We start from the raw sequence: 22924 nt of genomic DNA on the forward strand, positions 1-22924 counted from the left end.
CTCCTCACGCTGGGGCCTTGCTGGCGATCTCGCCGCGCCGCTCCAGCTCCTCCCGGATCATCTTCTTCGTGATCTTGCCGTAGGCCGACTTGGGCAGGGCCTCCCAGAAGATGAAGCGCTTGGGCATCTTGTAGCGGGCGATCTTGCCGTCCAGCCACCGGTCGAGCCCGAGGCTCTCGGGCGCGACGCCCGGCCGGGCGACGCAGACGGCATAGCCCACCTCCCCCCACAGCGGGTCTGGCACGCCGACCACCGCGACTTCGCCGATGTCGGGATGCTGCAGGATCTTCTCCTCGATCTCGCGCGGGTAGATGTTCGACCCGCCGGAGATGTACATGTCCGACGCGCGGCCGGTGATGTAGACGAAGCCGTCCTCGGCCATATGGCCGAGATCGCCGGTGCGGAACCAGCCGTTGCGGAAGGCCTTGGCGTTGGCTTCGGGGTTGTCGTAGTAGCCGGCGAAGACGGCCGGGCCGATGACGCAGATCTCACCCGTCTCGCCCGGCGCGACGGGATTGCCATTATCGTCCTGGATCTCGACCTGCATGCCCGTGCGCTCGAATCCGCAGGTGCCGATGCGCGCCTGCGGTCCGTCCTCCAGACTGTGGTAGACCGGCGGGAGCACGGTGATGTTGCCCGTCACCTCGCCGAGGCCGAAATATTGCACGAGCACCGCCCCGAGCGTTGCGAGCGCCTTCTTCTGGTCCTCGCGGTACATGGGAGCGCCGGCATAGATGACGTAGCGCAGCGAGGAGTGGTCGAATCGGCCGACGCTCTCGTCCTCCACCAGCATCTTGAGGATGGTGGGCACCGTGAAGAGATTCGTCACCCGCCATTCCTCGACGAGCCGCCAGACGGTCGGCACGTCGAGCTTGTCCGTGGGTAGCAGGATGGTCTTTGCCCCGTGCGCCACCTGCACGAGCTGGTGCACACCCGCCCCGTGCGACAAGGGCGCGACCACGACGGACGCATCCTCGCGCGTCGTGCCCGGCATCAGGTCGCACAGATGGTTGGTGATGACGAAGGCCATCTGACCGTGTGTGAGCACGGCCGCCTTCGGGCGCCCGGTGGTGCCAGAGGTGTAGAAGAACCAGCACGGATCGTCTCGCTCCACCGCAACGCTCGGCACCGTCCGGCCGATGTGCTGCGCAACGAGGGCGTCGTAATCCTCGCCAAAGTCCGCCGGGCCGATGGCGATGGTGAACGCAAGATCCGGCGCCGCCTCGCGACAGGCGTGCGCATGGTCGGGGAAGCCTGCGCCGCAGATGAGGCCGCGCGCGCCGCTTGCTTTGGCGAGATAGGCGACATCCTCCGGCGACTGGCGGTAGTTCGCCGGCACCCATACCGCACCGAGGCGGAAGCAGGCAAACATCGATTCGAACATCTGGTTGCAGTTGGCGGACTGGATGAGGACCCGGTCGCCCTTGCGAAGGCCGAAGCGGTCGCGCAGGGCCGCCGCCATGGCGTCAACCCGCGCCTCCATCTCCCGCCAGGTCCATTGCTGCTCGCGCCAGACGAAACCGATGTCGTCCGGATTGCGCCGCGCCGTCTGGGTAAGGAAATGGGAGAGGTTCATCACCCGCGTGGAACAGGGCACAACCCCTCCGGGTGGCGTCATCGTCATCGTGGCGATCTCCTGACCTGATTCCTCATGGCGGCCTGTCCGCGCGGCGAACCGCGGGTCGCGAACATCTGGGCGAGGCGCTCCTCGACCACCCGCACCTCGAGCGCGAGATAGCCGGCAAGTTCGCTCTGGCGCTCGGGCTGCATGCGGCTGTCGATAGCTGCGATCGACAGCGCTCCGGCGAGCCGGCCGTCGGGACCCCGCACCACCATGCCGATGCCCCAGGAATTGGCGAAGATGAGCCCGGGGTTGAGCGCGAACCCCCGGGCGCGGGTCGCCGCCACGCCCTCGCGTATGCGCGATGCCGGCAGCATGGGATATTTCGCCTTGAGCACGGACTCGTTCGCCGCCAGCACCGCCTCCACCTCCTCGTCAGGCAAGGCCGCGAGCATGGCGAGCGAGCCGGCACCGACACCGAGCGGATGCTCGAACCCAGCCTGCAGCGCATGGGTGCGCACCGGATAGGTGCCCTCCTCGCGGTAGAGGCACACGGAGAAGGTATCGCGCCGGACCGACAGGAAGCTCGAATCCTCCGTGCGCTTCGACAGCCGCGTCAGGCTTTCCATGGCAACCTGCAGCAGGCCGAAGCGCCGCGAGGCCAGCGAGCCGAGCACATAGGCCTCCTCGCCAAGGTAGTAGCGGCGGCTCGTCTCGTCCTGCTCGACGAGGCCGGCACGCATCAGCGCGAGCAGCAGGCGGCGCGCGGTCGGCTTGTTGAGGCCGCTCTCCTCGACAATGTCGGTGAGCGAGGCACCCCGGTCGGCGTGGCGCCCGACCATCGAGAGCAGGCCAAGCGCCCTGTCGACGCTCTGCGCCCCGGTCTGGTCGCGATCACGGGACAGCGCGAGGGCCATGGCTCAGGACATCGGTCCGACGGCGCAGCTCTGGCCGCCGTCGACCGGCAGACACACGCCGGTGATGAAGCGCGCCTCGTCGGAGACGAGGAAGACGGCCGCGGCGGCGATGTCCCAGGCCGTCCCCATGCGGCCGGTCGGCACGAGCGCGTTGCGGGCGGCCACCATCTCCTCGACCGAGCCGTACTGGCCGGAGATCTGCTTGTAGATCATCGGCGTGTCGATGAGGCCGGGCATGATGCAATTGGCGCGGATGCCCTGCCGGGCATATTGCATGGCGAGGGCCACCGTCGCCTGGTTCACCGCCGCCTTGGTGGCATAGTAGGAGAAATACGGATAGCCGACGTAGCGGATGGCCGCGAGCGAGGAAATGTTGACGATGGCGCCGCCGCCACCCGTCAACATGTGCGGCAGCACGGCCTTGGCGGTGCGATAGACGGAGCCGATGTTGAGGTCGAGCGCGGCCTGGAACCGCTCCTCGTCAAGCTCGACCGGGCCGCCCATGTGGGTGACGCCAACATTGTTGTGCAGGATGTCGATGGCGCCGAACGCCTCCATCGCGGCGGCAGCCGCCGTCTCGACCGACGCGAGGCTCGTCACGTCCGCTGCAAGCGCGATGGCTTCGTTGCCCTCCGCGCGAATGATCGCCGCCGTCTCGGCCGCGGCCGCCTCGGCAAGATCGACGCAGGCAACCCTCGCCCCTTCGCGGGCGAAGGCGACGGCGGTGGCCTTGCCGTTGCCCCAGCCGGGGCCGGACGAGCCGGCGCCGAAGACGATCGCGCATCTTCCCTTCAGTCGATCGGCCACGGTCGATGTCTTCCCTTGTGATGAACTTCGCCTTTGCCGGCCCGCCGCGACGAGCACGACACGGACCGACGCAGGTCTTCACCTCCCCTCGCCTGCGAGGGGAGGAAGAAGCCTACCCTCATGGTGCGACTAGCGCCCGTCGCTCCTTGAGAGACCTGCTCCAGACCGGTTACGCTGGCGAGATCGCCTTCTCGAAGATCGCCCACGCCTCGTCGCCGTACTTGCTCTTCCATTCCGCATAGAAGCCGGCGTCGCGCAGCTTCTTGCGGAAGGAGTCGGGCTCGGGCTTGTTGAACTTCATGCCCTTGCCGGTCAGTTCCTCCTGCAGCGAGGCGTTCAGGGCGGCGACATCCGCGCGCTCCTTCACCGCCGCATCGTTGAGGTTCTTCGCCACGATGGTGCGCAGGTCCTCCGGCAGGCGCTGCCAGGCGCGCCTGTTGGCGAGGAACCAGAAGCCGTCCCACATATGGTTGGTGAGCGAGCAGTACTGCTGCACCTCGTAGAGCTTGGCGGTGGCGATGATGGCGAGCGGGTTCTCCTGCCCGTCGACGATCTTGGTCTGCAGGGCGGAATAGACCTCGGCGAAATTGATGCTCGCCGGTGCCGACTCGAAGGCCTTGAACATCGAGGTCCACAGCGGGCTCACCGGCACGCGGATCTTGAAGCCCTTGAGATCGTCGGCCGTGTTGATGGGCCCGGTCGAACTCGTGATCTGGCGAAAGCCGTTGTCCCAGATCTTGTCCATGACGACGAGATTGGCCTTCTCGATCTCGCCGCGCACATATTTGCCGAGGTCGCCATCCATGGCATGCCAGACAGCGTCGTAGTTGGGGAATGCGAAGCCCATGCCGCTGATTGAGGCGTTGGGCACCAGCGTCGACAGGATGAGCGGCGACAGCGTGAAGAACTCGACGCCGCCCGAGCGCACCTGACTCAGCATGTCGGTGTCGGCGCCGAGCTGATTGTTGGGGAAAATCTGGATCGAGACGCGACCGCTCGTCTCCTCGCGGATCTTCTCGACCGCCTCCTGCGCGCGCTTGTTCATGGGATGCGTCAGCGGCAGGTTGTTGGCGTACTTGTAATTGAACTCGGCGGTCTGCGCGCCGGCATATTTCAGCGTCCCGGCGAAGGCGACCGAAGCGGTGCCTGCAAGCATCGTGCGACGAGAGATCTTCATGGGTCGTTTCCTCCTGATTGGACGTCTTCTTAATGTTTTCAAAGATAAGCCGTCGACAGCGCCGGAATGGCCGCGATCAGCAACAGCCCGACGACGAGCGCGCCGAGATAGGGCCAGATCGCCGCCATGGCCTCGTCCGGCGAGACGTCGCCGATCTTGCAGGCGATGTAGAAGCCGATACCGATGGGTGGCGCCATGAGACCGACGTTCATCGCCGTCACGATGACCATGGAATAGTGGATGTCGTTGATGCCGAGCCGCGCCGCGATGGGAAACATGATCGGCGCCATCAGCACGATGGCCGGCAGCCCCTCGAGCACGCAGCCGAGCACGAGGAACACAACGATGCTGACGAGCATGAAGGAGAACCAGCCGCCCGGCAGGTCCGTCATGTAGCCGGCAAGCTGGTTGGCGAAGCCTGTCTGCGTCAGCGACCAGGCCATGGCCGAGGCCGTGCCGAGGATGAGCAGGATGGCGCCCGAGAGCGCCGCCGTCTCCACCAGCATGCTGTAGAACTTGCGCAGGCTGATGCCGCCATAGAGCACGATGCCGATGACGATGGCATAGAGCACCGCGATCGTGGAAACTTCGGTGGCCGTCGCGACACCGCCTCCGACCGCGCCGCGGATGAGGAAGGGCAGGACGAGCGCCGGCGCCGCGACGATGAGCGCCTTGCCGACGACGGCCAGTGGCGCGCGCCTGACCCCCTCCATGTTCTCGCGCGCCGCCTTGATGCGCGCCAGCACGGCGAGCACGACGAGCAGCACCATGGCAATGACAAATCCGCTCGTGAACAGCCCCGCGATCGAGACGCCCGCCACCGAGCCGAGCACGATGAGCACGATCGAGGGCGGCACCGTGTCCGCCATCGCCGCACCCGTGGCGAGCAGCGCGATCATCTCGCGCGGCTTGTGACCGCGACGCTTCATCTCCGGGAACAGCGCCGGCGCCACCGTCGCCATGTCGGACACCTTGGAGCCGGAGATGCCGGAGACGAGGAAGAGCGAGCCGAGCAGGACATAGGACATGCCCGCCTTCACGTGCCCGAGCAGCGAGGCCATGAACTCGACGATGGCCTTGCCCATGCCGGTCGCGTCGAGCACGCAGCCGAGCAGCACGAAAACCGGCACCGAGAGCAGGATGAGGCTCGACATGCCCTCGTCAATGCGGCCGATGAGCACGATCACCGGCACATGCGTGCTGAAGAGGATGAAGGCGATCGTCCCCATGCCGAAGCAGAAGGCAATCGGCACGCCGGCAAGAAGACACAAGGCGACCACGCAGACGAGGAAGATGAGGATGTTCAGATTGCCGAGCGACAGGAAAAAAGGCGAGAAATGCCAGCCGAGCAGCCCGAAGGCAGCGACGAGCGCCACCGCGCCGGCAAGGTTCGGCAGCGTCGATTCCCGCACCGCATGGCCAACCGCGAGCGCGAACATGAGCACGAGCCCGACGACGAGCGCCGAAGCGCGGAAACTCATCGGGATGTTGAGCGCCGCCGAAGTGACGTACCATTCTTCTTCGACATATTCGACCGCCGGCATGATGAGTGCCATGAGGACGGCGGCGACGATGACGAGCGCGAGCGTGCTGACAAAGGCCCTGGCCCTCTCCGGCATGAGGCCGAGGAAGAGCGTCAGGCGCAGGTGCTCGTTGCGGTCGATGGCGATCGCCGCGCCGAGCATGGCAAGCCAGAGGAACGAGATCGACGCCGCTTCATCGATCCACACGATCGGCAGCGACAGCACATAGCGCGACACGACCCCTATAAGGAGCAGGCCGACGACGGCAACGAGCAGAACCGACGCCACGAACTCGACCGGCCACATCAGGCGCGAGCCCGGCCGCGCATCGACAACCTCCGACGGCGTCTCGAGCACCAAAGAGTCGTTGTTCGCGGCAGCCATCCTGCGCGCCTCCTCCCGTTTTCCTCTCCGGCCCACCCGCCCTGATGACGGCGAGGCGGCACGCGATTCCACATTATGATTTTTGATGGCGTAGGAGAGCAGTCATCGCACGGAATGGCGAGGCAGGCAATACTGATCCTGCAGCGCGGAAGGTCCGTATCGTGGACTTACAACATCCGTCCGGTGGGCTTGAGCCCATCCGGACGCCCTCGCCAGACTTGGCCCGCCTCGGGATCAGCCGCCACCGGCCCGCGCCGCCGGCCCGCGGCGTCCCGGAGCAGCACGGCTTTCGTCGCCCGGCAGGCGCGTCAGAAAGGCCGTGACGTCACAGGCGCTCATCGCCCCGGCGTAGAGATGGCCCTGCGCATTGTCGCAGCCGAGCTCATGCAGCCGGCTGGCCTGGCTAAGCGTTTCGACGCCCTCGGCCGTGATCTGCATTTTCATGCGATGACCGAGGTGGATCACCGCCGAAACGATCGCCTCGTCGTCCTCGTTGCGCTCGATCTCGTGGATGAAGCTCTTGTCGATCTTGATGTGGTCGATCGGGAAACGCTTGAGATGGCTCAGCGATGCGTAGCCAGTGCCGAAATCGTCGAGGGCGATGGAGAAGCCTGCGGCGTGGAGCTCTTGCAGCGTCGCCGCCGCGTCGGCCAGCATCTGGTCGAGGAAGACGGCCTCCGTGATCTCCACCTCGATCCACCGGGCGGGTATTCCTCGCCTGTCGAGCATCTCCATGATGGAGGAGGCGAGGCGGCGATCGCTGAACTCGGCCGGTGAGACGTTGACCGCAACCTGCACCGGGGCGAGGCCATGATCGAGCCAATGGCGCATGTCCGCGGTGACGCAGGCGAGGACCTGCTCGCCGAGCGCGCGCGACAGCTCCGGATCCTCGAATGCGACGCTGAACGATGCCGGGGTGAGCAGGCCGCGATCCGGGTGATTCCAGCGCGCCAGCGCCTCGAAGCCGACGATCCGCCCGGAGGCGAGGCAGACCTTGGGCTGGTAGTAGGGCACGATCTCGCGGGCCCTGAGGCCGCGCCGCACGTCCTCGACGAGCGCGATGCGTTCCTCCACGGCCGCACGCAGGGCGGGCGTATAGGTGACGAAGCGATTGCGGCCCTCGGCCTTCGCGCGATAGAGCGCGATGTCGGCGCTCTTCAGCAGATCCTTGGCATTCGCCCCGTCGTGGGGAAAGGTCGCGATGCCGATGCTCGCCCGCGTCGCGAACGTCCGCCCACGGGTTGCAAAGGGCGCGAGGAGCGTCGTGCGGATGCGCTCGGCGAGCTTCTCCGCCCAGCCGGCGGCAGGCGGCTCACGCACGAGAACGGCAAATTCGTCGCCGCCGAACCGCGCCACCACGTCGCCAGCGCGCACCGCCCGGCGCAGGCGGGCACCGACCTCCATCAGCAACTGGTCGCCCGCATCGTGGCCGAGCGTATCGTTGACGTCCTTGAAATGATCGAGATCGACGAGGAGCAGGCTGAAGGCCGGGGCCTCACCGGACATACCGCTGCATATATGCTCCAGCGTCTCCTGGAACGAGGCGCGGTTGCTGAGACCCGTCAGGCCATCGAGGCTCGCCATGCGCCAGGCCTCCTCCTCCGCCTGCTTCTGCGCCGTGATGTCGAAGGTGACGCCGACGAGGCGGTCGTTCCCCACCCGCTCGCCGCGGATGGCGAGCCACAGGCGTTGCCCGTCGGGCCGCAGGTAGCGGATTTCGATGGTGTCGCCGCAATCGGGCGAGCGCAGGAAATCGCGCCTGAGCTGCCGATCCTGGGGGTGAATGCAGGCGAGGATCTCCTCGACCGGTCCAGAGCCGATCCCCAATATGCCGACCGCATTTTCACTGCGGGTGACGAAACCCGTCGTCAGATCCTGTTCCCAGGCGATCATCCGCGCCGCCTGCAGCGCCAGCCTCAGGCGGCGCTCGCTGCTACTTAGCGCCTGCAGCGACCTCTTCCGCTCCGTGATGTCGCGAACGGTACCGATCTTGCGGACAGGCCGCCCGCGACCGTCAACAACGGTGCGTCCCGTCGCCGCCACCCATCGTTCCTCACCCGTGTCCGCCCGCAGAATCCGGTATTCGCCGCGATAGACGGAGCCGTCGGCCGGGCTGTCGACAAAGAAGCGCCGCTCGACCTCCTCGCGGTCGTCCGGGTGAACACGCGCGCGGAAGGAATCGCGATCAACCGGCATCTCGTCGGGCAGACCGAGGATGGCGCGCGCCTGCGTGTTCCATTCACGCCTGCCGGTGACGAAATCGGCATCCCAGATGCCGAGCGCGGTACTCTCGACGGCGAGGCGCAGCCGCTCCTCGCTGGCCCGCAGGGATTCCTCTGCCTCCATACGCTCGTGGATGTCGGACAGCTTGCCCACCCACTCGCGGATTGCCCCGTCAGCATCCCGCACGGGCACGGCCCGTGCCTCGACCCAGCGGAAGTCGCCGCTGCGCGTCAGCACCCGGAAACTGGCATCATAGACAGACCCGCCGGCCAGCGCCGTCTGCCAGCGCGCCATGACCCGCTGACGATCCTCGGGGTGGACCGCCGCGAGCCAGCCCCAATCACGGAAATCGTCGCCCTCCTGCGCCGATACCGACGCCCAGCCCCATTGCTCGGTCACGCGCCCGTCCGGTAAAGCGATCCACAGGACCATGGCGCTCGTCTCATGCAGCGCGCGGTAGCGCTGGGCGTTCAGCGCGAGCAGCAGCTCGGCCTTCTTGCGGTCGTCTATGTCGATCGTCGTCCCAAGCCACCCCTCCATCCGGCCATCGGCGTCGTAGGTAGGAGCGCCGCGGGCCGTCACCCATCGATAGGCGCCGGAGTGATGCCGGAGGCGATAGTCGATCTCGTATCCGTCCTGTGCGCTCAAGGCCCGCCGCCACGCACGTCGGACCCTGGCGCGGTCGTCCGGATGGATCCATTGCGCCAGGTTGTCCGACGTGATCGTGCCGGGCGGGACGCCTACAAAATCGTGCCAGGCCTTGTTGAAGGCATCTCCCTTGCCGTCGGCGCGGCTCGTCCAGAGCATCTGCGGCGTGCCGTTGATGATCCTGTCGAACCGCCGCGAGAGGTCGTTGACCTGCCGCCTGAGACGGGGAGCCGACCAGGCATCGCTCGCGGATGGCACCCGCCGTACCAGGCGGCGTTTCCTTCTCGGCATCTCGACGTCTCACCGCCCCGGCCGAGCCGGGGCCGTTACCGCACCCGCACGGCCACCCGCCCGTGCCGACGGCGGACTGCCGTCGACCGTCGCCGGGCCCGCTGCCCTCGATTTAGGCATTAGGTCAGCAGGAAAAACGTGAAGCAACACTTAAGTCTGTTGCGCACGGCGCAAGATGGGATCCGTCGCCTATTCCGCGGCCTGCCGCCGGGCCGCGAGACTGCGCTCCCAGGCGAGCGCGTGTGCCACGATCGTGTCGAGGTGGTCGAACTCCGGCTTCCAACCGAGCGTCTCGCGGATCCGCCCGGCACCGGCCACGAGCGCGGCGGGATCACCGGCCCGGCGCGGCGCATGGTTGACCGGAAAATCGACGCCGGAGACGCGCTTGACCGCCTCGATGACCTCGAGCACCGAATAGCCGCGCCCGTAGCCGCAGTTGAACACCGTGCTCTCGCCCCCGGCAGCGAGGTAGTCGAGGGCGAGGACATGGGCCCGCGCCAGGTCGCTCACATGGATGTAGTCGCGCAGGCAGGTGCCGTCTGGCGTCGGATAGTCCGTGCCGAAGACATCGAGATGCGTGCGCTCGCCGAGCGCCGCCTGCGTCGCGACCTTGATGAGATGCGTGGCGCGCGGGCTCGACTGGCCGGAGCGACCGGCCGGGTCGGCGCCCGCCACGTTGAAATAGCGCAGCGCGACATATTTCAGCGGATGCGCCCGCGCCGTGTCGCGCAGCATCATCTCGGTCATCAGCTTCGACGTGCCGTAAGGCGAGACGGGATCGAGCGGCGCCGCTTCGACGATCGGGCTCTCCTTCGCATCGCCGTAGACGGCGGCGGTCGAGGAGAAGAGGAAGCGCGGCACGCCGTTCGCCACCGCTGCGGCGATGAGCGCGCGCGACCTGACCGTATTGTTGAGATAGTAGCCGAGCGGATCGGCGACCGAATCCGGCACCACGATGGAGCCCGCGAAATGCACGATGGCATCGACGCCGTGCTCGCGGATCACCTTGCCGAGCAGCGCCTCGTCGCCGCAGTCGCCCTCGACGAAGGCGGCCTCCGGGTGCACCGCCCAGCGGAAGCCGGTGCTCAGGTTGTCGAGGACCACGACCTCGCGCCCTGCATCGCGCAGGGCGAGTACCATGTGGCTGCCGATATAGCCCGCACCGCCTGTCACCAGAACCGTCATCGCCGCCCTCTTGAGATCATCCGTCGTTGCATGTGTCCTGCCCGGTCTTATCAGCCACCGCGCTTCAGTTCCACCGGCACGCGGACGAGATCCCGATCCCACGTGACCTTGCAGTTTCTCAGTTGATAACGCGTGAGATAGAGATAGCCGCGCTCGCCGAAATCCTCATAGGAAAAGGTCTTCGCATCGGGGTCGATGAGTGAGGGGTAGAAATAGGCGTGCCGTTCGTCGCACGACTTGTCCCACAGGAGCTCGGCCGCCATGACGAGCCGCGGCTCGCTCCATTCGATGAGATCGCGCGAGGTGGAGGTGAAGAAGCCCTCGACCACGCGGCCGTCCGGCATCTTGCGCTTGTCGCCGAACACCGCCATCACCTCGCCGCTATCGCGCAGCGTGACGAGCCCGCCGATCATGCGGCCGATGATGCGCGTCGCCACTGGCGTGCAGGTGTGCGCGTCGGCATCGGTCACCTCGTCGCGGAAAGGATCGACGAAGCGGGCGGAGAAATCGCGCCCGTTCCACGCCCGCCAAGACGCCGGATCGCTAAGGTTCTTCGTACGGATGAGACAGGCGCCGCGCTTCTGCGCCCGGTAGCCGTCGGCGAAGATGAAGGCGTAGTACCAGCCGTCGCGCTTGATGATGTTGGTCGGATTGGCGTAGCCGACGCGCGCCGTGCGATCGGTCGGGAAGTCGTAGGGCAAGGTCGCCACGACGGGCGGGCCGCCCTCCCCCTCCGGCCGGAAGCTGCGGCCGCCGTCACGCGAGACGAGCCCGGTGACGGTGTTGAGCAGGCAGGCGCTGTACTTGCCGGCCGGGCACTGGCCCGGGGTGCGCTCGCCGCGCAGCTCCGTGTGGGCCAGCGCATAGACCGTGCGCCCGTCGCCCGTATAGACGCTGCTGATCCAGCTGAGGTCGTCGAAGGCGGCGAGCTTCGGCGAGCGGTTGGCTTCGTAGATCACCGCGCAGCTCGGCACCACCGCATCGAGGCTGGGGCCGAGCAGCGCGCGGTTGTCGTTGTGGCTGATGATCAGCCGCACCTCGCCATCCGCGTTGCGGAAGGCACGCGCCGGAGCATCCGGCACGTGGCTCTTGACGCAGGCGTCGCGGGACCAGTCGAACACGGTCTCGACCGGCCCCGTCGGCGCGAGGGAATAGCCGCCGGAGGTCTGGGCGCGGGCCGCGCCGGGCATGAGCCCGGTCGCGATCGCACCCGCGAGCGCTCCTGCAATGACAGCGGTGGCTACCCCCCTCGCGCTGGCCGCCATCACGCCACCTTGCGCGCCGGCTCCGGCGTCTTCTGCATGACGTCGACCATCTTGGTGTCGGCGCCGTTCTCGACGAGGAACTGGCGCATCTCGCGATAGGTGTGATGATAAGCCCGGTTGAACTTGTCGAACAATGACTGGTCCCAATATTCCTCGAGCACGAAGTCCTTGCCCGAGAAGACGTCGAAGCTGGGGATCTGATACGTCTCGGCGAATTCCACCGTGCGGCTGTCGTAGGTGAAATAGATGGATGGAGTGCCGTTCGACAGGGCCATCAGGTTGCCGTGCAGCCGGTAGCCGAGCACGATATCCTTCTGCTGCACCAGCGCCTCGTAGTCGGCAACGACGTCGGAATAGAACAGCCGCTCGCGGTGCAGCTTCTCCATCACCTCGTCGAGATACCACTCGGAGACCCACTTGTTGGCCCGCAGCGCCTCGAAGGCTTCCTCCTTCTGCTCGGGCGTGCCGAAGACGATCTTCTTCTCTTCGACCTCGCCCTGGGCCATCAGGACCACGTCGAAGCGCTGGGCCAGCGACTTCACAAGGTCGCGGTGGAAGGTGAGATAGCGCTTGATGTCCTGTGCATAGGCCGGCGAGACCTCACGGCGCATGGTGATGCCGGCGTATTTCACCTTCTCCAGCGGCGGCAGGGTGATCGCCAGGTTCGGGTCGTTGCGGCGGAAGGCCGTGGGGCAGCCGACGATGCGCACGTTGCGGATGCCTATGTCCCACAGGACCTGCGCCGAATAGGCGCCGCGCACGCCGATGGAGGTGGTGGAATCCGCCATCATGCGCAGCACGGTCTTCGTCTCGTCGGACAGTTCGATCTTGCCCTTGACCGGTGCCTGGGCGCCGATGCCGAAGGCGATGACCGGGATCTTCAGCCGCTGCAGGACCTCGAGCGTGCGGCTCCACTTCATGTCCTTGTGCACGTAGTTGGAACCGCGCAGGAAGACGTAGTCGTATTCCCGGTTGATGCGGTCGATGTCGTCGAGGTTCGGGTTGGCGATCTGCAGCACGTCGAGCTTCTCGTAGTTGAGAAGCTTCAGCGAGGAATCGAAGACGAAGGCGTCGCCGATGTTATGATAATGGTTGATGTGCGCCTGAACATCCTTGTAGCGGTACCAGCGGACGCAGTCGTGATCGTAGACCTCTCCCGAGGGGATCATCACGAGAATTCTTGCCATAGGACCTCTCCCTTTCACCTGTGGCGTTACGATGGACAATTCAGGCGCTGCGCGCCGCCGCCGAGGGCACCGCGGCGGTGGCCCGGGTCGCGGCGCGCTCCGCGGCGACGGCGTTGTAGAGATCGAGGTGGCGCCGCGCGCATTCCTCGTAGTCGATGGGGCGGGTGATGCGCGCGCGCAGCCGCTCCCACAGGGTCTCGTCCGTCAGCGCCTCGACCATGCGGTCGACGAGGTCCTCCGACGAGCCGACGCGGAAGTGCAGACCGTCGACGCCGTCGGTGATCTTCTCGGCCATGCCGCCGATGTTGCTCGAGATGAGCGGGCGGCCGTGGAAGAAGGATTCCTGGATGACGATGGGCGAGTTCTCCCACCAGATGGAGGGGATGATCGTCCAGTCTATGGAACGCATAAGGCGCGGCATCTCGCTGTTCTGGTAGGCGCCGTAGAAGCGCACGCGCGGGCCGGCCCGCTCGATCAGCGCCTCGATCTTCTCCTGGAAGGGTTTGGGCTGGCGCTCGAGGTTGCCGCCGAAGATCATCAGCTGGGCATCCTCGCCCCACACCGCTTCAGGAATCCGCCCGACCGCATCGAGCAAGACGTCGACGCCCTTGAAGGACGTGATCTGGCCGAAATAGGCGAAGCGGCAGCGCCGCCCGCCCGCCGGCAGCGGCCGCGGCGGCGCAGGCTCGGCGATGTCGAGCCCATTCTCGATGACAGTGAAGCGCGAGGCGTCGAGCCCCCAGTCGACATAGCGCTCGACGAGGAAGCGGCTCGGCGAGACGAAATGGTCCGCAACGTCGAGGAGGCCCCGCACGAAATGCTCCCGCCGCAGGAAACGGGCCGGTGAGATGTCAGGGAAGCAGGCGTTGCAATCCGCCGGCGAAGCGCGGTTGCAGAGCTTGGCGCCACCGGTCTTCACCATCTGCCCGTGGTGGTGACAGATGGAGAGGAACTCGTGGAAGGTGACGATGATCAAGGTCTCGGGCAGTGCCTGCCGGACGGCATAGAGGCATTCGAGGCCGAGGCCGATGAAGTGGTGGAAATGCACCACGTCCGGCCTGAGATCGCGTACCACGCGCAGAAAATCGCGCTCGATCTCCTCCGTATTGCGGTTCGACAGCAGAAAATGGTCGTATTCGTCGGCGTGGTAGAGGATCTCGCCCTGTTTCTGGCGCAGGCTCAGAAGTGCCGTCGCGCCGTGGCGCGCGACCGGATGGCCGACGCGGGCGAGGTAGCGCGAGCCGACGCCATCGATGCGGTTGAGCCCCTTATGCAGGTTGTAGGATGCAATCTCGGCGCCGCCGAGCGAAAAGCTCGGGTGGCCATGCGAGACGACGAGCACGCGCAGCGGATGGTTCGCGGCACGCGGCGTCTGACGGTCGGCTCTCGAACGATCGGTCATCTTCACCCCCGCATGTTGGCGACAAGGAGCGACCAGCGGCGGTTGAAGCTCCAGCTATCGGCACGCTGGGCGAGCTTCTGCCACGGTGTCGCGATGGCGCCGGCGTTCTCTTCCGCAGCGATCATCTCGACCTCCGGCAGCCACATGGACGGCGTGCCGGCGAGCTTGAGCTGCAGGCACAGGTCACGTCCCTTTTCCGTGGCGCCGAGATAGGACCGGTTGAAGCCCCCGACGGCCTCCATGGCGGCGCGCGGCAGCATGCAGCAGGCCACCGTACCGGCGACGACGTCACTCGGTTCGGCGTTGCGCACCACGTCGCGCGGATAGCCGATGTAGCGGTCGCTCAGCCGCCGCTCGCCATCCTCGGTCTCGAGCCACGTTCCCGCGAAGCGGATGGAATCATCCTCGAAGACGATGGTGGGGCTGACGAGCACCTTGCCGCCGCGGGCCCGGTAGGCGCGCTCCATGCGCGACAGCCAGCCGGCCTCGCGCGGCAGCACCGAGGCGGAAAGGAAGGCGAGCGTCTCGGCGCTCGTGGCGCCCACGGCCGCCTCGAAGGCGTCGCACATGTCCTCGATGCCCTCCGCAACGACGAGCCTGAGGCGCAGCCCGTAGAAGCCGGCGAGACGCTGCGCGTCGGCGCCGATGCGGTCGGCATGGCCGATGGGCACGGACAGGATGATCGGGACGTTGCGCGTCTCCGGATCGAGCGCCAGCAGGCAGAGGGCGACCGCCGCCTCCTCCGGCTCGCCGGCGGCGCCGACGACGAGCGCCAGCGGCGCCGCCTCGTCGAAGCCGAAGTCGCGCGTCTCGACGACCCGCGGCGCGGGCCGCTCCATGGCCTGCAGCATCGGCCCGATGTGGCGCTCGATGGCGACCGACGCGGTCGCGGTGTGCGGATCGAGTGCCGACATCAGGCGCTCGAGCGCCCGGCGCGACAGGCCGCGCGTGACCGTCAGCGGGTAGAAGGCGATCGTGTCCTCGCCGATCGCCAGCTCGAAATAGGCTGGGGCGCCGTCGCTCGCCGAGACGCCGGGCACGAAGGCGAGGAAGCCGTGATCGTGACGTGCGGGATCGACACGCCCGGCAAAGAGCGGATCGTTCTGGAAGGCATGAGTCACGTCCGGTCGCGGCAGGCGCGTCCAGGTGCCATTGATGCCCTCGGCCATGGTGCCGCAGCGCAATGCGATCGTGTCGACGAGCCCGTCTGGATCGAGCATCCAGCCCGACACGAGCATGCCACCGCCTGGGACCTCCGCCACCATGTCCATGCCGAGGCGGATCGGCTTCTGCAGTGCCGAAACGGTGTCGCGGCCATCGAAACGCTGCGCCGCGCGGCGCAGCTGTCGCAGCGTCTCGGGGCTCGCCTCGGCGCGCGGCAACACGTCACGGATGTGCGCGGGTACGTCGGTCGAAGCGAGCAGCACGCGCCGCTCGTAGATGTCGAGCGCGCGCCAGCCCTCAGCACCCCGGAAGAACAGGCGCTCGAAGGCATCCGCCTCGACGGGCACCTTGCCTGGATCGAGCAGCCCGACGAAGCCGCGGCCGTTCCCACCGAGGTCCTCGCGCGGCACCGTCGCGGCGACGAAATCGCCGACGAGGAAGCCCTCGTGCGAGACGAGCAGGCGCGTCGCATCCGCCGGCAGTTCGGTGGACCATCCCTGCAGGTAGATCTCGCCCGTATCGAGAGCACCCATCACCTCGACGAAACCGTCGTTGCGCGCCGCGACCTGCAGCATGGTGAGCGCCGCGGCGAGCCGCCGCTGACTGCCCTTGCCCGCCATCAGCGCCTGGATGAGCCCGTCGACAGCCTCGGCGAAGGCGTCGCCCGCATCGCCAGCCATGAGGTGGAGCAGCCGCGGCAGCGGCAGCGCGCGGCGCATCAGCGTGAAGCGCGCCGGCCGCCCCGCCCGCCGCATGACGACGGAGCCGAGACGCAGGCGCCCGTTGATCTGCAGCGGTATGGCGGCCACGAATCCGACCGCGGCGTCGGACGGCGCGCCCGGCCGGCGCCAGGAGACGACCGTCGCCTCCATGCACATCGCCGGGTCGCCGTTGAGCAGCACCTGGAGCGTCTGAGGCATGGCATCGGCCACGCCGAGGACAAGCACGAATTCCTCGCCGATGGGCGCGGCGAGCGCCGTCTCGCCGTCGATGGGCAGGTCCGCCTGGTCGGTCATTGATCCTCTCCCCCTGATCGAACGTGCCAGACCCGCCTCACGCGCCCATCCTCCCGACGAGGACCAGCAGCACCGCGATCGACGACGCAGCGGCCACGAGGCTGAGCGCGCCGAGCAGCGCCACTGCGCGGCGCATCGGTCGGTCGGCCGTGTGCGTCAGGTCGCGGATGCGCTCGTCGAAATCGGCAAGCGTACGGTCGAAGCGCAGGAGGAACACCTCGATGTCCGATACGCGGCGCGTCAGCTCGGCCTGGCTCGCACGTACGAGCTCGACGGCGGCGCCTATGCCCTCCTCATTGGAGGACATCTTCTCCACCTGCTCGGCCGTCATGCGCAGCGCCTCGGCCGCCTCGCGCTGGATGATCTGCGAACGGCGCTGGGCCGCGATCAGAACGTCGAGCTGATCCAGCACCCGGCCGAGTGGCGTGTTCATCGCCGCCTCCGCCGCTCGCTCGTCCTGCGAGGGCATGCGCAGCGCCGTCTCCTGGCCCGTCGACGGCGAAGTGGCGATGATGGACAGCTGGTCGATATGGTGCAGCACGAATTCCGGCAGATCGACCTCGAAGGCATGGGCGCCGTCGCCGACACCGTTGCGGCGCAGGTCCACCCGCGGCTTGTCGGCCACCGTCGACAACACCTGGCGCCCGGCGATGAGCACCTTGACCTGCAGTCGCTCCAGCGGGCGATTGCGGTCCCATACCCAGCCGAACAGACGCGATCCCTCGATGGCATCCATGCGACCGTTGATGTCGGCGGCGAGATTGGCGGCCGCTTCGGGCGCGGGCGTCGCCGACTGGGGCGCTGGTCGTTCCGTCGTTGCTTGCGCAGCAGTCATGAGGCTTTCTCCTCGTTCAGGCGGCGTCGGCCATGCGGCCGGCGCGGCTGTAGAGGGCGATGTGCCGGTCCGCGACCTCGCCGATATCCGGCGGCGCAGCGATGCCTCCGACGAGCCGATCCCAGAGGCCCTGGGTCTCCGCCGCCTCGCGCATCGCCGAAGCGAGCGCGGACGGATCGTCCGGCCGCACGAGCAGGCCGTCGACACCGTCGCGCACCATTTCGGCCATGCCGCCGATGCCGCTCGCGATGACCGGGCGGCGGTGGCGGAAGGCCTCCTGGATGACGAGCGGGGCGTTTTCCCACCAGATCGAGGGCATCACCACCCAGTCGACGGCCGCCATCAGGGCCGGCAGTTCGTCGCGGCGGTAGGGGCCGAGCCGCACCACATGCGGCTCCACGGCGGCGGCGAGTTCGTCGACTTCCGCCACGAAGTGCTCGGCCTGGAACGGCGCCCCGCCATGCAGGCGCAGCGCGAAGCCATCGAGGTCCGCGAGCCGCGCCGCCGCCTTCAGCAGCACGGTCACACCCTTCCACGGATTGAAGTTGCCGAAATAGCCAAAAACCGGCCGCCGCCCGTCGGGGGAGGAGCGATGGGCGGCAGCCGGCACCGCCGGCCGGCCGTTCGCGACCACCTCGATCGCGCCGGACGGCAGCCCCCACGCGACGTAGCGCTCCTTGAGGAAGCGGCTCGGCGCAATGAACAGGTCGACCTGCGAGAAGTGCGTCTTCAGGTGGCGCTCGCGCAGCAGGAAGCGGTCCGCACCGATCTCGGGGAAGCAGCCATGGCAACGGTGCGGCGAGGCCGCGTCGCAGCGCTCGCGCTCCTTCGTGCGCATCATCAACCCGTCATGCGCGCAGATCGGATAATAGTCGTGCAGCGTCACAACGATGCGCGTTTCGGGCAGAAGGCGTCGCACGAGGGCGATGAACTCCACGCCGACGAGCAGGAGGTGGTGGATATGCACCACGTCCGGCCGGAAGCTCTCGATGAGGCCCTTGAGGTCCGGCACGACACCATAGGTATCGGTCTGGCTCATGTAGAAGCGGTCGAAATGGCCGCTCCACAGCACCACCTCGTCGCTCGCCCCCGGCAGGCCCTGAAAGGCCGTGCCCGGCCGCGGATCGCGGTGGATGCGGTTGGTGGCGGCCAGGAACAGGGCCTCGAGCCCCCGCTCCTTCAGGCTCAGGAACAGGTCGTGCGCGAAGATCTCCGTGCCGCCGGGATGGAAGTCGGGATGGTTGTGCGCGACGACGAGCACCTTCATGCGGGTGCCCCCGGGCTCTTCGCCACGATGACGTCCTGATAATGCGGCGCGTCGGTGCCGCCGCGCCAGTGGCCGAGGCTCACGCGCTCGATGCGCAGGCCCATGGTCTCGACCGCATTCTCGACGAGGCCGGAATCGAAGCCGATGGCCCCGAGCGGCGCCTCCGGATCGGCCACCCAAGTGCCGGCCTCTTCGCCGCGCTGGAAGCGCGGGCGGGCGCCGTCCCGCGCATGGTCACCCGGCGTGACGATGAAGGCGGTGAGGAACAGGCGCCCGCCCGGCGCGAGCAGGCGCGCGACCTCGCGCATGTAGGCCGTGATCTCGGCGAGCGGCAGGTGGGTGGCCACCGACACCATGGCGGCGAAGTCGAAGCTGCCGTCAGAGAAGGGCAGCACCACGTCCTCGCCGGCAAGCGGCCCCTCCGGGTTGTAGAGGGGATGCGCCACGTCGAGGCGGCAGAAGCGGAAATTGGGATAGACGGGCGTGATCGTCTGCGTGCACCAGGCGATGCCCTCGCCCACCGGGTCAATGCCCTCGTAGACGGCGTCGCTGTCGAGATATTGCGTCAGCGGCACGGCCATGCGGCCAATGCCGCAGCCGATGTCGAGCACCCTGTCGCAGGGCTTGAGACCGCCGAGGCGGACGAAATGGCCGAGGAACTCGGCGCCGATGGCGCGGTAGTCGCCGTCGCCGACGAAGACGTTCTCGGGCGGCGGCGCGGGCAGGAAACGGTTGTTGAGCACCGACCCGGTCAGCCAGGTCAGGCGCGCCTCCTCCGCCGCCGTGAGCGGTGAGGCATCGCGCGAGGAAATGCGGTGGGCAATCTGGGCTGTCATGCACAAAGGCTCCTCTCCCGCCGGCGCCGACGGCTGCCGCGGGATTCCATGATGTCGGTGATGAGATCGCCCCAGCGCGCCGTATGGAGGGCGCAGTTGTATTGCCAGGCGATGCCGCGCATGTAGTCGGCGCTCTCCTTCATCGACTTGCGCTCGAGGTGGTAGAGCTCCACCGAAGGCGCATAGAGGATGCGCCGCCCGCGCGCCGTGATCTTCAGGCACAGGTCGCTGTCCTCGTAATCGCCGATGACGTAGTCTTCGGTGAAGCCGCCAACGTCGTCGAAAAGCGGGCGCGGCAGGACGAGGCAGGCGCCGGTCACGGCAGGCACGATACGCTCCTTACAGGCCGGCGCATAATCGCGCGGCATGCCCTTGTGGAAATGCTGGTTGAGCCAGCGGCCGCGATGGTCCTGCGAGAAGAACATGCCCGCATGCTGAAGCGAGTCGTCCTCGAAGAGCAGCTTCGGGCCGACAGCCCCGATGCCGCGGCGCCCGTCGAGGCGTTTCGCCAACGCCGGTAGCCAGCCGGGCGCTGTCGGCACCACGTCCGAATTGACCATGGCGAGGACCGGGCCTCGCGCCTCGGCGGCGCCCGTGTTGCAGGCCCGCGCGAAGCCGGCGTTGCGCGCCATGACGACAAGCCTCATCGGCAGCGCATAGACGAGGTGCAGCCCGGTGAGGAGATGCTCCACGTCCCGCGCCTGATCGGGCGAATCGAGCACATAGATCAGCTCCGCATGGTCGCGGAACCACGCATCGGCCGCGAAGGCGGCGATCTGGAAGCGCAGGAAATCGAGCACGCGATAGAGCGGCACGACAACAGATACCCGGGGCCGTGCCAGAGGGCGCCCGATCATCACCACGGATGGTTCGCCGATACGACCGCGTGCCTCGGCGTGGAGCCGCTCGATCACCGGCGCGATGGTGCCGGCCAGAACCGCTTCGTTCACATGCTGCGGTGGCACGGCCCGCAGGGCGGCCGCGCGGCGCTCGGCCGGATCGACCGGCTGCGGGCCGGGCACGAGATCGTGGAAGGCGCCCGACTTGAGGCGCAGCCGGAAGCGCGGCTGCAGCAGCGGCACGGCGCCCTGAAAGGCCGGCGCCCGCACCGCGAAGCCGGTGGCGCGCAGGCGGATATCCTCGCCAGGCCCCTCGATGTCGACGGGAAAGCGGTGAAGGCCCGGTGTCAGATCCTGGGGCCCGTTGCCCGTCACGGCCTCGATGCCGGCAACGAGGTCGCTCGGATCGCGATACCAACCGGTGACGAGCGTGCCGGAGGCCGTCGCCAGCGCGGTGGCAATCTCGGCCGACGGTGTGGCGCCCCCGCCCGCGACGCGACGCGGTTGCAGAGGGGCGCGCAGTTGCGCTTCGAGCGCCATGGCCTGTCCCGCCTCGGACCGCTCCGAGAGCTCGCGCAGGAGATGCTCGCGCAGGCCGGGCGCGCCCTGCGCCTTCTCGCGCAGCCAGCGCACCATCGTCGGCGGCTGCGTACCTGCCTGCGTCAGCGCGCGCACGCTCATGCCGTCGGGCCCTGTCAGCACGATGAGGGCTCCCGGCCCGGAGAGCGCGGCATCGCCGGCCAGCCAGTGCACGCTCTGGCGGCCGTCCCGCCGCAAGGGCGCGCAATGCGGCACGCCTTCGAGCTTGCAGAGACCTCGGTCGCTGACGGCATAGGCGGCATCGATCCGGCCGAAGCCGGCGGCCAGCATCGTTTCGACGAGAACGAAATCATCGGCGGCGCGGGCCAGGATGACGGCAGCCGGCGGATTGGGCGCCATCGCCTGCAGCAGCGAGCGCAGCAGCCGCAGATAGGCGCGGCTGCGCCGCAGGCGGAACAACGACGGCCAGAGACTGAGGAGCGCGGACAGTAGAGCAAGGCGGCCCGCGGCGTCGAGGCCACCCAGCAGACTTGCCGCATCGGCCGGGGCAACCGCCTCCTGCGCGCCGATCGCGATGTCCACACGCTCGCCGGGAGCGCTCGCGGACAGGCAAATGTTCAGCGGCATGCCGGCCGGCCGGCGCAGGGCCCACAGAAGGCGTGTGCCGCCCTCGGCCAGCGTCAGGCGCAGCGAAGCCGTCGGTGCGATCGACAGGCCACCTGCGACGGACAGCGGCACCACGGCATCAACCGCCTTCGCCACGTCCCATGCGAGCAGAAGCACCTCGCGATCAAGGAGAAAAACTCTCGGATGCCCGGCCTCGGCAGACTCGGCAGCTCTTTCGTCGACATCAAGCAACGCCATCCGTTCACCCCGCATCGGCGGGGGCGTCGCAGCCAGGCCCGGCCGCGACGCCCCTCATTGTCAGTGGACGGTGAAGTAGTCGCCCGGATTCTGCTGGACGCTCTCGGCGTCCGTATTGACGAGGGTGATCGTGTCGCCATTGCCGAGGTCGATCACGGTATTGGCGCCCGCCTGGTGGATACGGTCGACGAGATCGTCGGCCGATGCGATGCCCGTGCCGTTGATGTCCTTCGCGATCTGCAGAACATCTTCGCCGACCTTGAAGTCGAGCACGACATCGTTTCCGCCGCCGCCGGTGAAGACAAAGACGTCGTTGCCGGCGCCACCCTGGAGAATGTCGTCACCGGCACCGCCCTGCAGGATGTCGTTACCCTGGCCGCCGATGAGGACGTCGTTGCCTTCTCCGCCCTGCAGGATGTCGTCGCCCTGGCCACCGCGCAGAATGTCGTCGCCAGCGCCGCCCTGCAGGATGTCGTCACCCCTGCCACCGTCGAGAATGTCGTCGCCGGCGCCGCCCTGGAGGATATCGGCCCCCTGGCCGCCAAACAGGATGTCACTGCCTGCCCCGCCCTGCAGGATGTCATCGCCCTGACCGCCAAACAGGAGGTCGTCTCCTTCGCCGCCGAACAGGGCGTCATCGCCCTGGCCGCCGAAGAGCCGGTCGTCACCCTCGCCGCCGAACAGAACGTCATCGCCCCGACCGCCGAAGATCAGGTCATCGCCGCCGTGGCCCCAGATCACATCTGCGCCTCGTGTGCCAAAGAGGGTGTCGTCGAAGGCGCCACCTTCGAGAGTCGCCATAGCTGTCTCCTTCGTTGGTTCGCCGGAGAGCGGACATCCAGCCCGGCCTTGCCGGCTCGTCTTCATGTGCAGTGTGCAGCGCACAACAGCATTTGACGGCGGGACTATAGGGGCGCTTTCTGCGAGTGTGAAGTCATAAAATAATAGTTCATGGAATGACTTTTGTATTGCCATAATATCGTCATCAAATCA

At 67.5% G+C, this 22924-nt stretch carries 16 protein-coding genes; all 16 read right to left on the reverse strand.

The window, feature by feature from the left end; translation table 11 throughout:
* Positions 1–4 precede the first annotated feature (4 nt).
* Positions 5–1624 carry an acyl-CoA synthetase gene (locus ASC46_RS07025; protein ID WP_055458590.1) on the reverse strand — a complete coding sequence of 540 codons (1620 nt, stop codon included), beginning with the start codon at positions 1622–1624 and terminating at the stop codon, positions 5–7.
* Positions 1621–2478, reverse strand: coding sequence for an IclR family transcriptional regulator (locus tag ASC46_RS07030; protein WP_055458591.1), 858 nt, complete (start codon positions 2476–2478; stop codon positions 1621–1623). Before ASC46_RS07030 ends, ASC46_RS07025 begins: the two co-directional genes overlap by 4 nt.
* A gap of 3 nt (positions 2479–2481) precedes the next feature.
* On the reverse strand, positions 2482–3285 hold the full coding sequence (locus ASC46_RS07035) for an SDR family NAD(P)-dependent oxidoreductase (protein ID WP_055458592.1): 804 nt from the start codon (positions 3283–3285) through the stop codon (positions 2482–2484).
* A gap of 169 nt (positions 3286–3454) precedes the next feature.
* Complete coding sequence (locus ASC46_RS07040; RefSeq protein ID WP_055458593.1) at positions 3455–4462, reverse strand: TRAP transporter substrate-binding protein; 1008 nt, start codon at positions 4460–4462, stop codon at positions 3455–3457.
* Positions 4463–4500: 38 nt separating this feature from the next.
* Entirely contained in the window at positions 4501–6369 is a 1869-nt protein-coding gene (locus ASC46_RS07045; RefSeq protein ID WP_055458594.1) for a TRAP transporter large permease, read from the reverse strand.
* A gap of 234 nt (positions 6370–6603) precedes the next feature.
* A complete protein-coding gene (locus tag ASC46_RS07050) occupies positions 6604–9531 on the reverse strand; it encodes a PAS domain-containing protein (protein WP_082464741.1) in 2928 nt (975 codons plus the stop codon).
* A 189-nt stretch (positions 9532–9720) separates the two neighbouring features.
* A complete protein-coding gene (gene galE, locus ASC46_RS07055) occupies positions 9721–10716 on the reverse strand; it encodes a UDP-glucose 4-epimerase GalE (RefSeq protein ID WP_055458596.1) in 996 nt (331 codons plus the stop codon).
* Positions 10717–10766: 50 nt separating this feature from the next.
* Positions 10767–11981 (reverse strand): hypothetical protein, encoded by a 1215-nt coding sequence (locus tag ASC46_RS07060; protein ID WP_055458597.1) that lies wholly within the window; start codon positions 11979–11981, stop codon positions 10767–10769.
* Positions 11981–13168 (reverse strand): polysaccharide pyruvyl transferase family protein, encoded by a 1188-nt coding sequence (locus ASC46_RS07065; protein WP_055458598.1) that lies wholly within the window; start codon positions 13166–13168, stop codon positions 11981–11983. The genes ASC46_RS07060 and ASC46_RS07065 overlap by 1 nt, the downstream gene beginning before the upstream one ends.
* A 40-nt stretch (positions 13169–13208) precedes the next feature.
* A complete protein-coding gene (locus ASC46_RS07070) occupies positions 13209–14570 on the reverse strand; it encodes a glycosyltransferase family 4 protein (protein WP_055458599.1) in 1362 nt (453 codons plus the stop codon).
* 2 nt (positions 14571–14572) lie between these two features.
* A complete protein-coding gene (locus ASC46_RS07075) occupies positions 14573–16750 on the reverse strand; it encodes a glycosyltransferase family 2 protein (protein ID WP_055458600.1) in 2178 nt (725 codons plus the stop codon).
* Between the two features lie 37 nt (positions 16751–16787).
* On the reverse strand, positions 16788–17585 hold the full coding sequence (locus ASC46_RS07080; protein ID WP_055458601.1) for a hypothetical protein: 798 nt from the start codon (positions 17583–17585) through the stop codon (positions 16788–16790).
* 16 nt (positions 17586–17601) lie between these two features.
* Positions 17602–18852, reverse strand: coding sequence for a glycosyltransferase family 4 protein (locus ASC46_RS07085; RefSeq protein ID WP_055458602.1), 1251 nt, complete (start codon positions 18850–18852; stop codon positions 17602–17604).
* Positions 18849–19688, reverse strand: coding sequence for a class I SAM-dependent methyltransferase (locus tag ASC46_RS07090; RefSeq protein ID WP_055458603.1), 840 nt, complete (start codon positions 19686–19688; stop codon positions 18849–18851). The genes ASC46_RS07085 and ASC46_RS07090 overlap by 4 nt, the downstream gene beginning before the upstream one ends.
* Entirely contained in the window at positions 19685–21850 is a 2166-nt protein-coding gene (locus ASC46_RS07095) for a glycosyltransferase (protein ID WP_245280497.1), read from the reverse strand. The genes ASC46_RS07090 and ASC46_RS07095 overlap by 4 nt, the downstream gene beginning before the upstream one ends.
* Positions 21851–21991: 141 nt before the next feature.
* Entirely contained in the window at positions 21992–22732 is a 741-nt protein-coding gene (locus ASC46_RS07100) for a calcium-binding protein (protein WP_055458605.1), read from the reverse strand.
* Positions 22733–22924: the final 192 nt, after the last annotated feature.

Source organism: Chelatococcus sambhunathii, assembly GCF_001418005.1.
GTDB classification, from domain to species: Bacteria; Pseudomonadota; Alphaproteobacteria; order Rhizobiales; family Beijerinckiaceae; genus Chelatococcus_A; species Chelatococcus_A sambhunathii.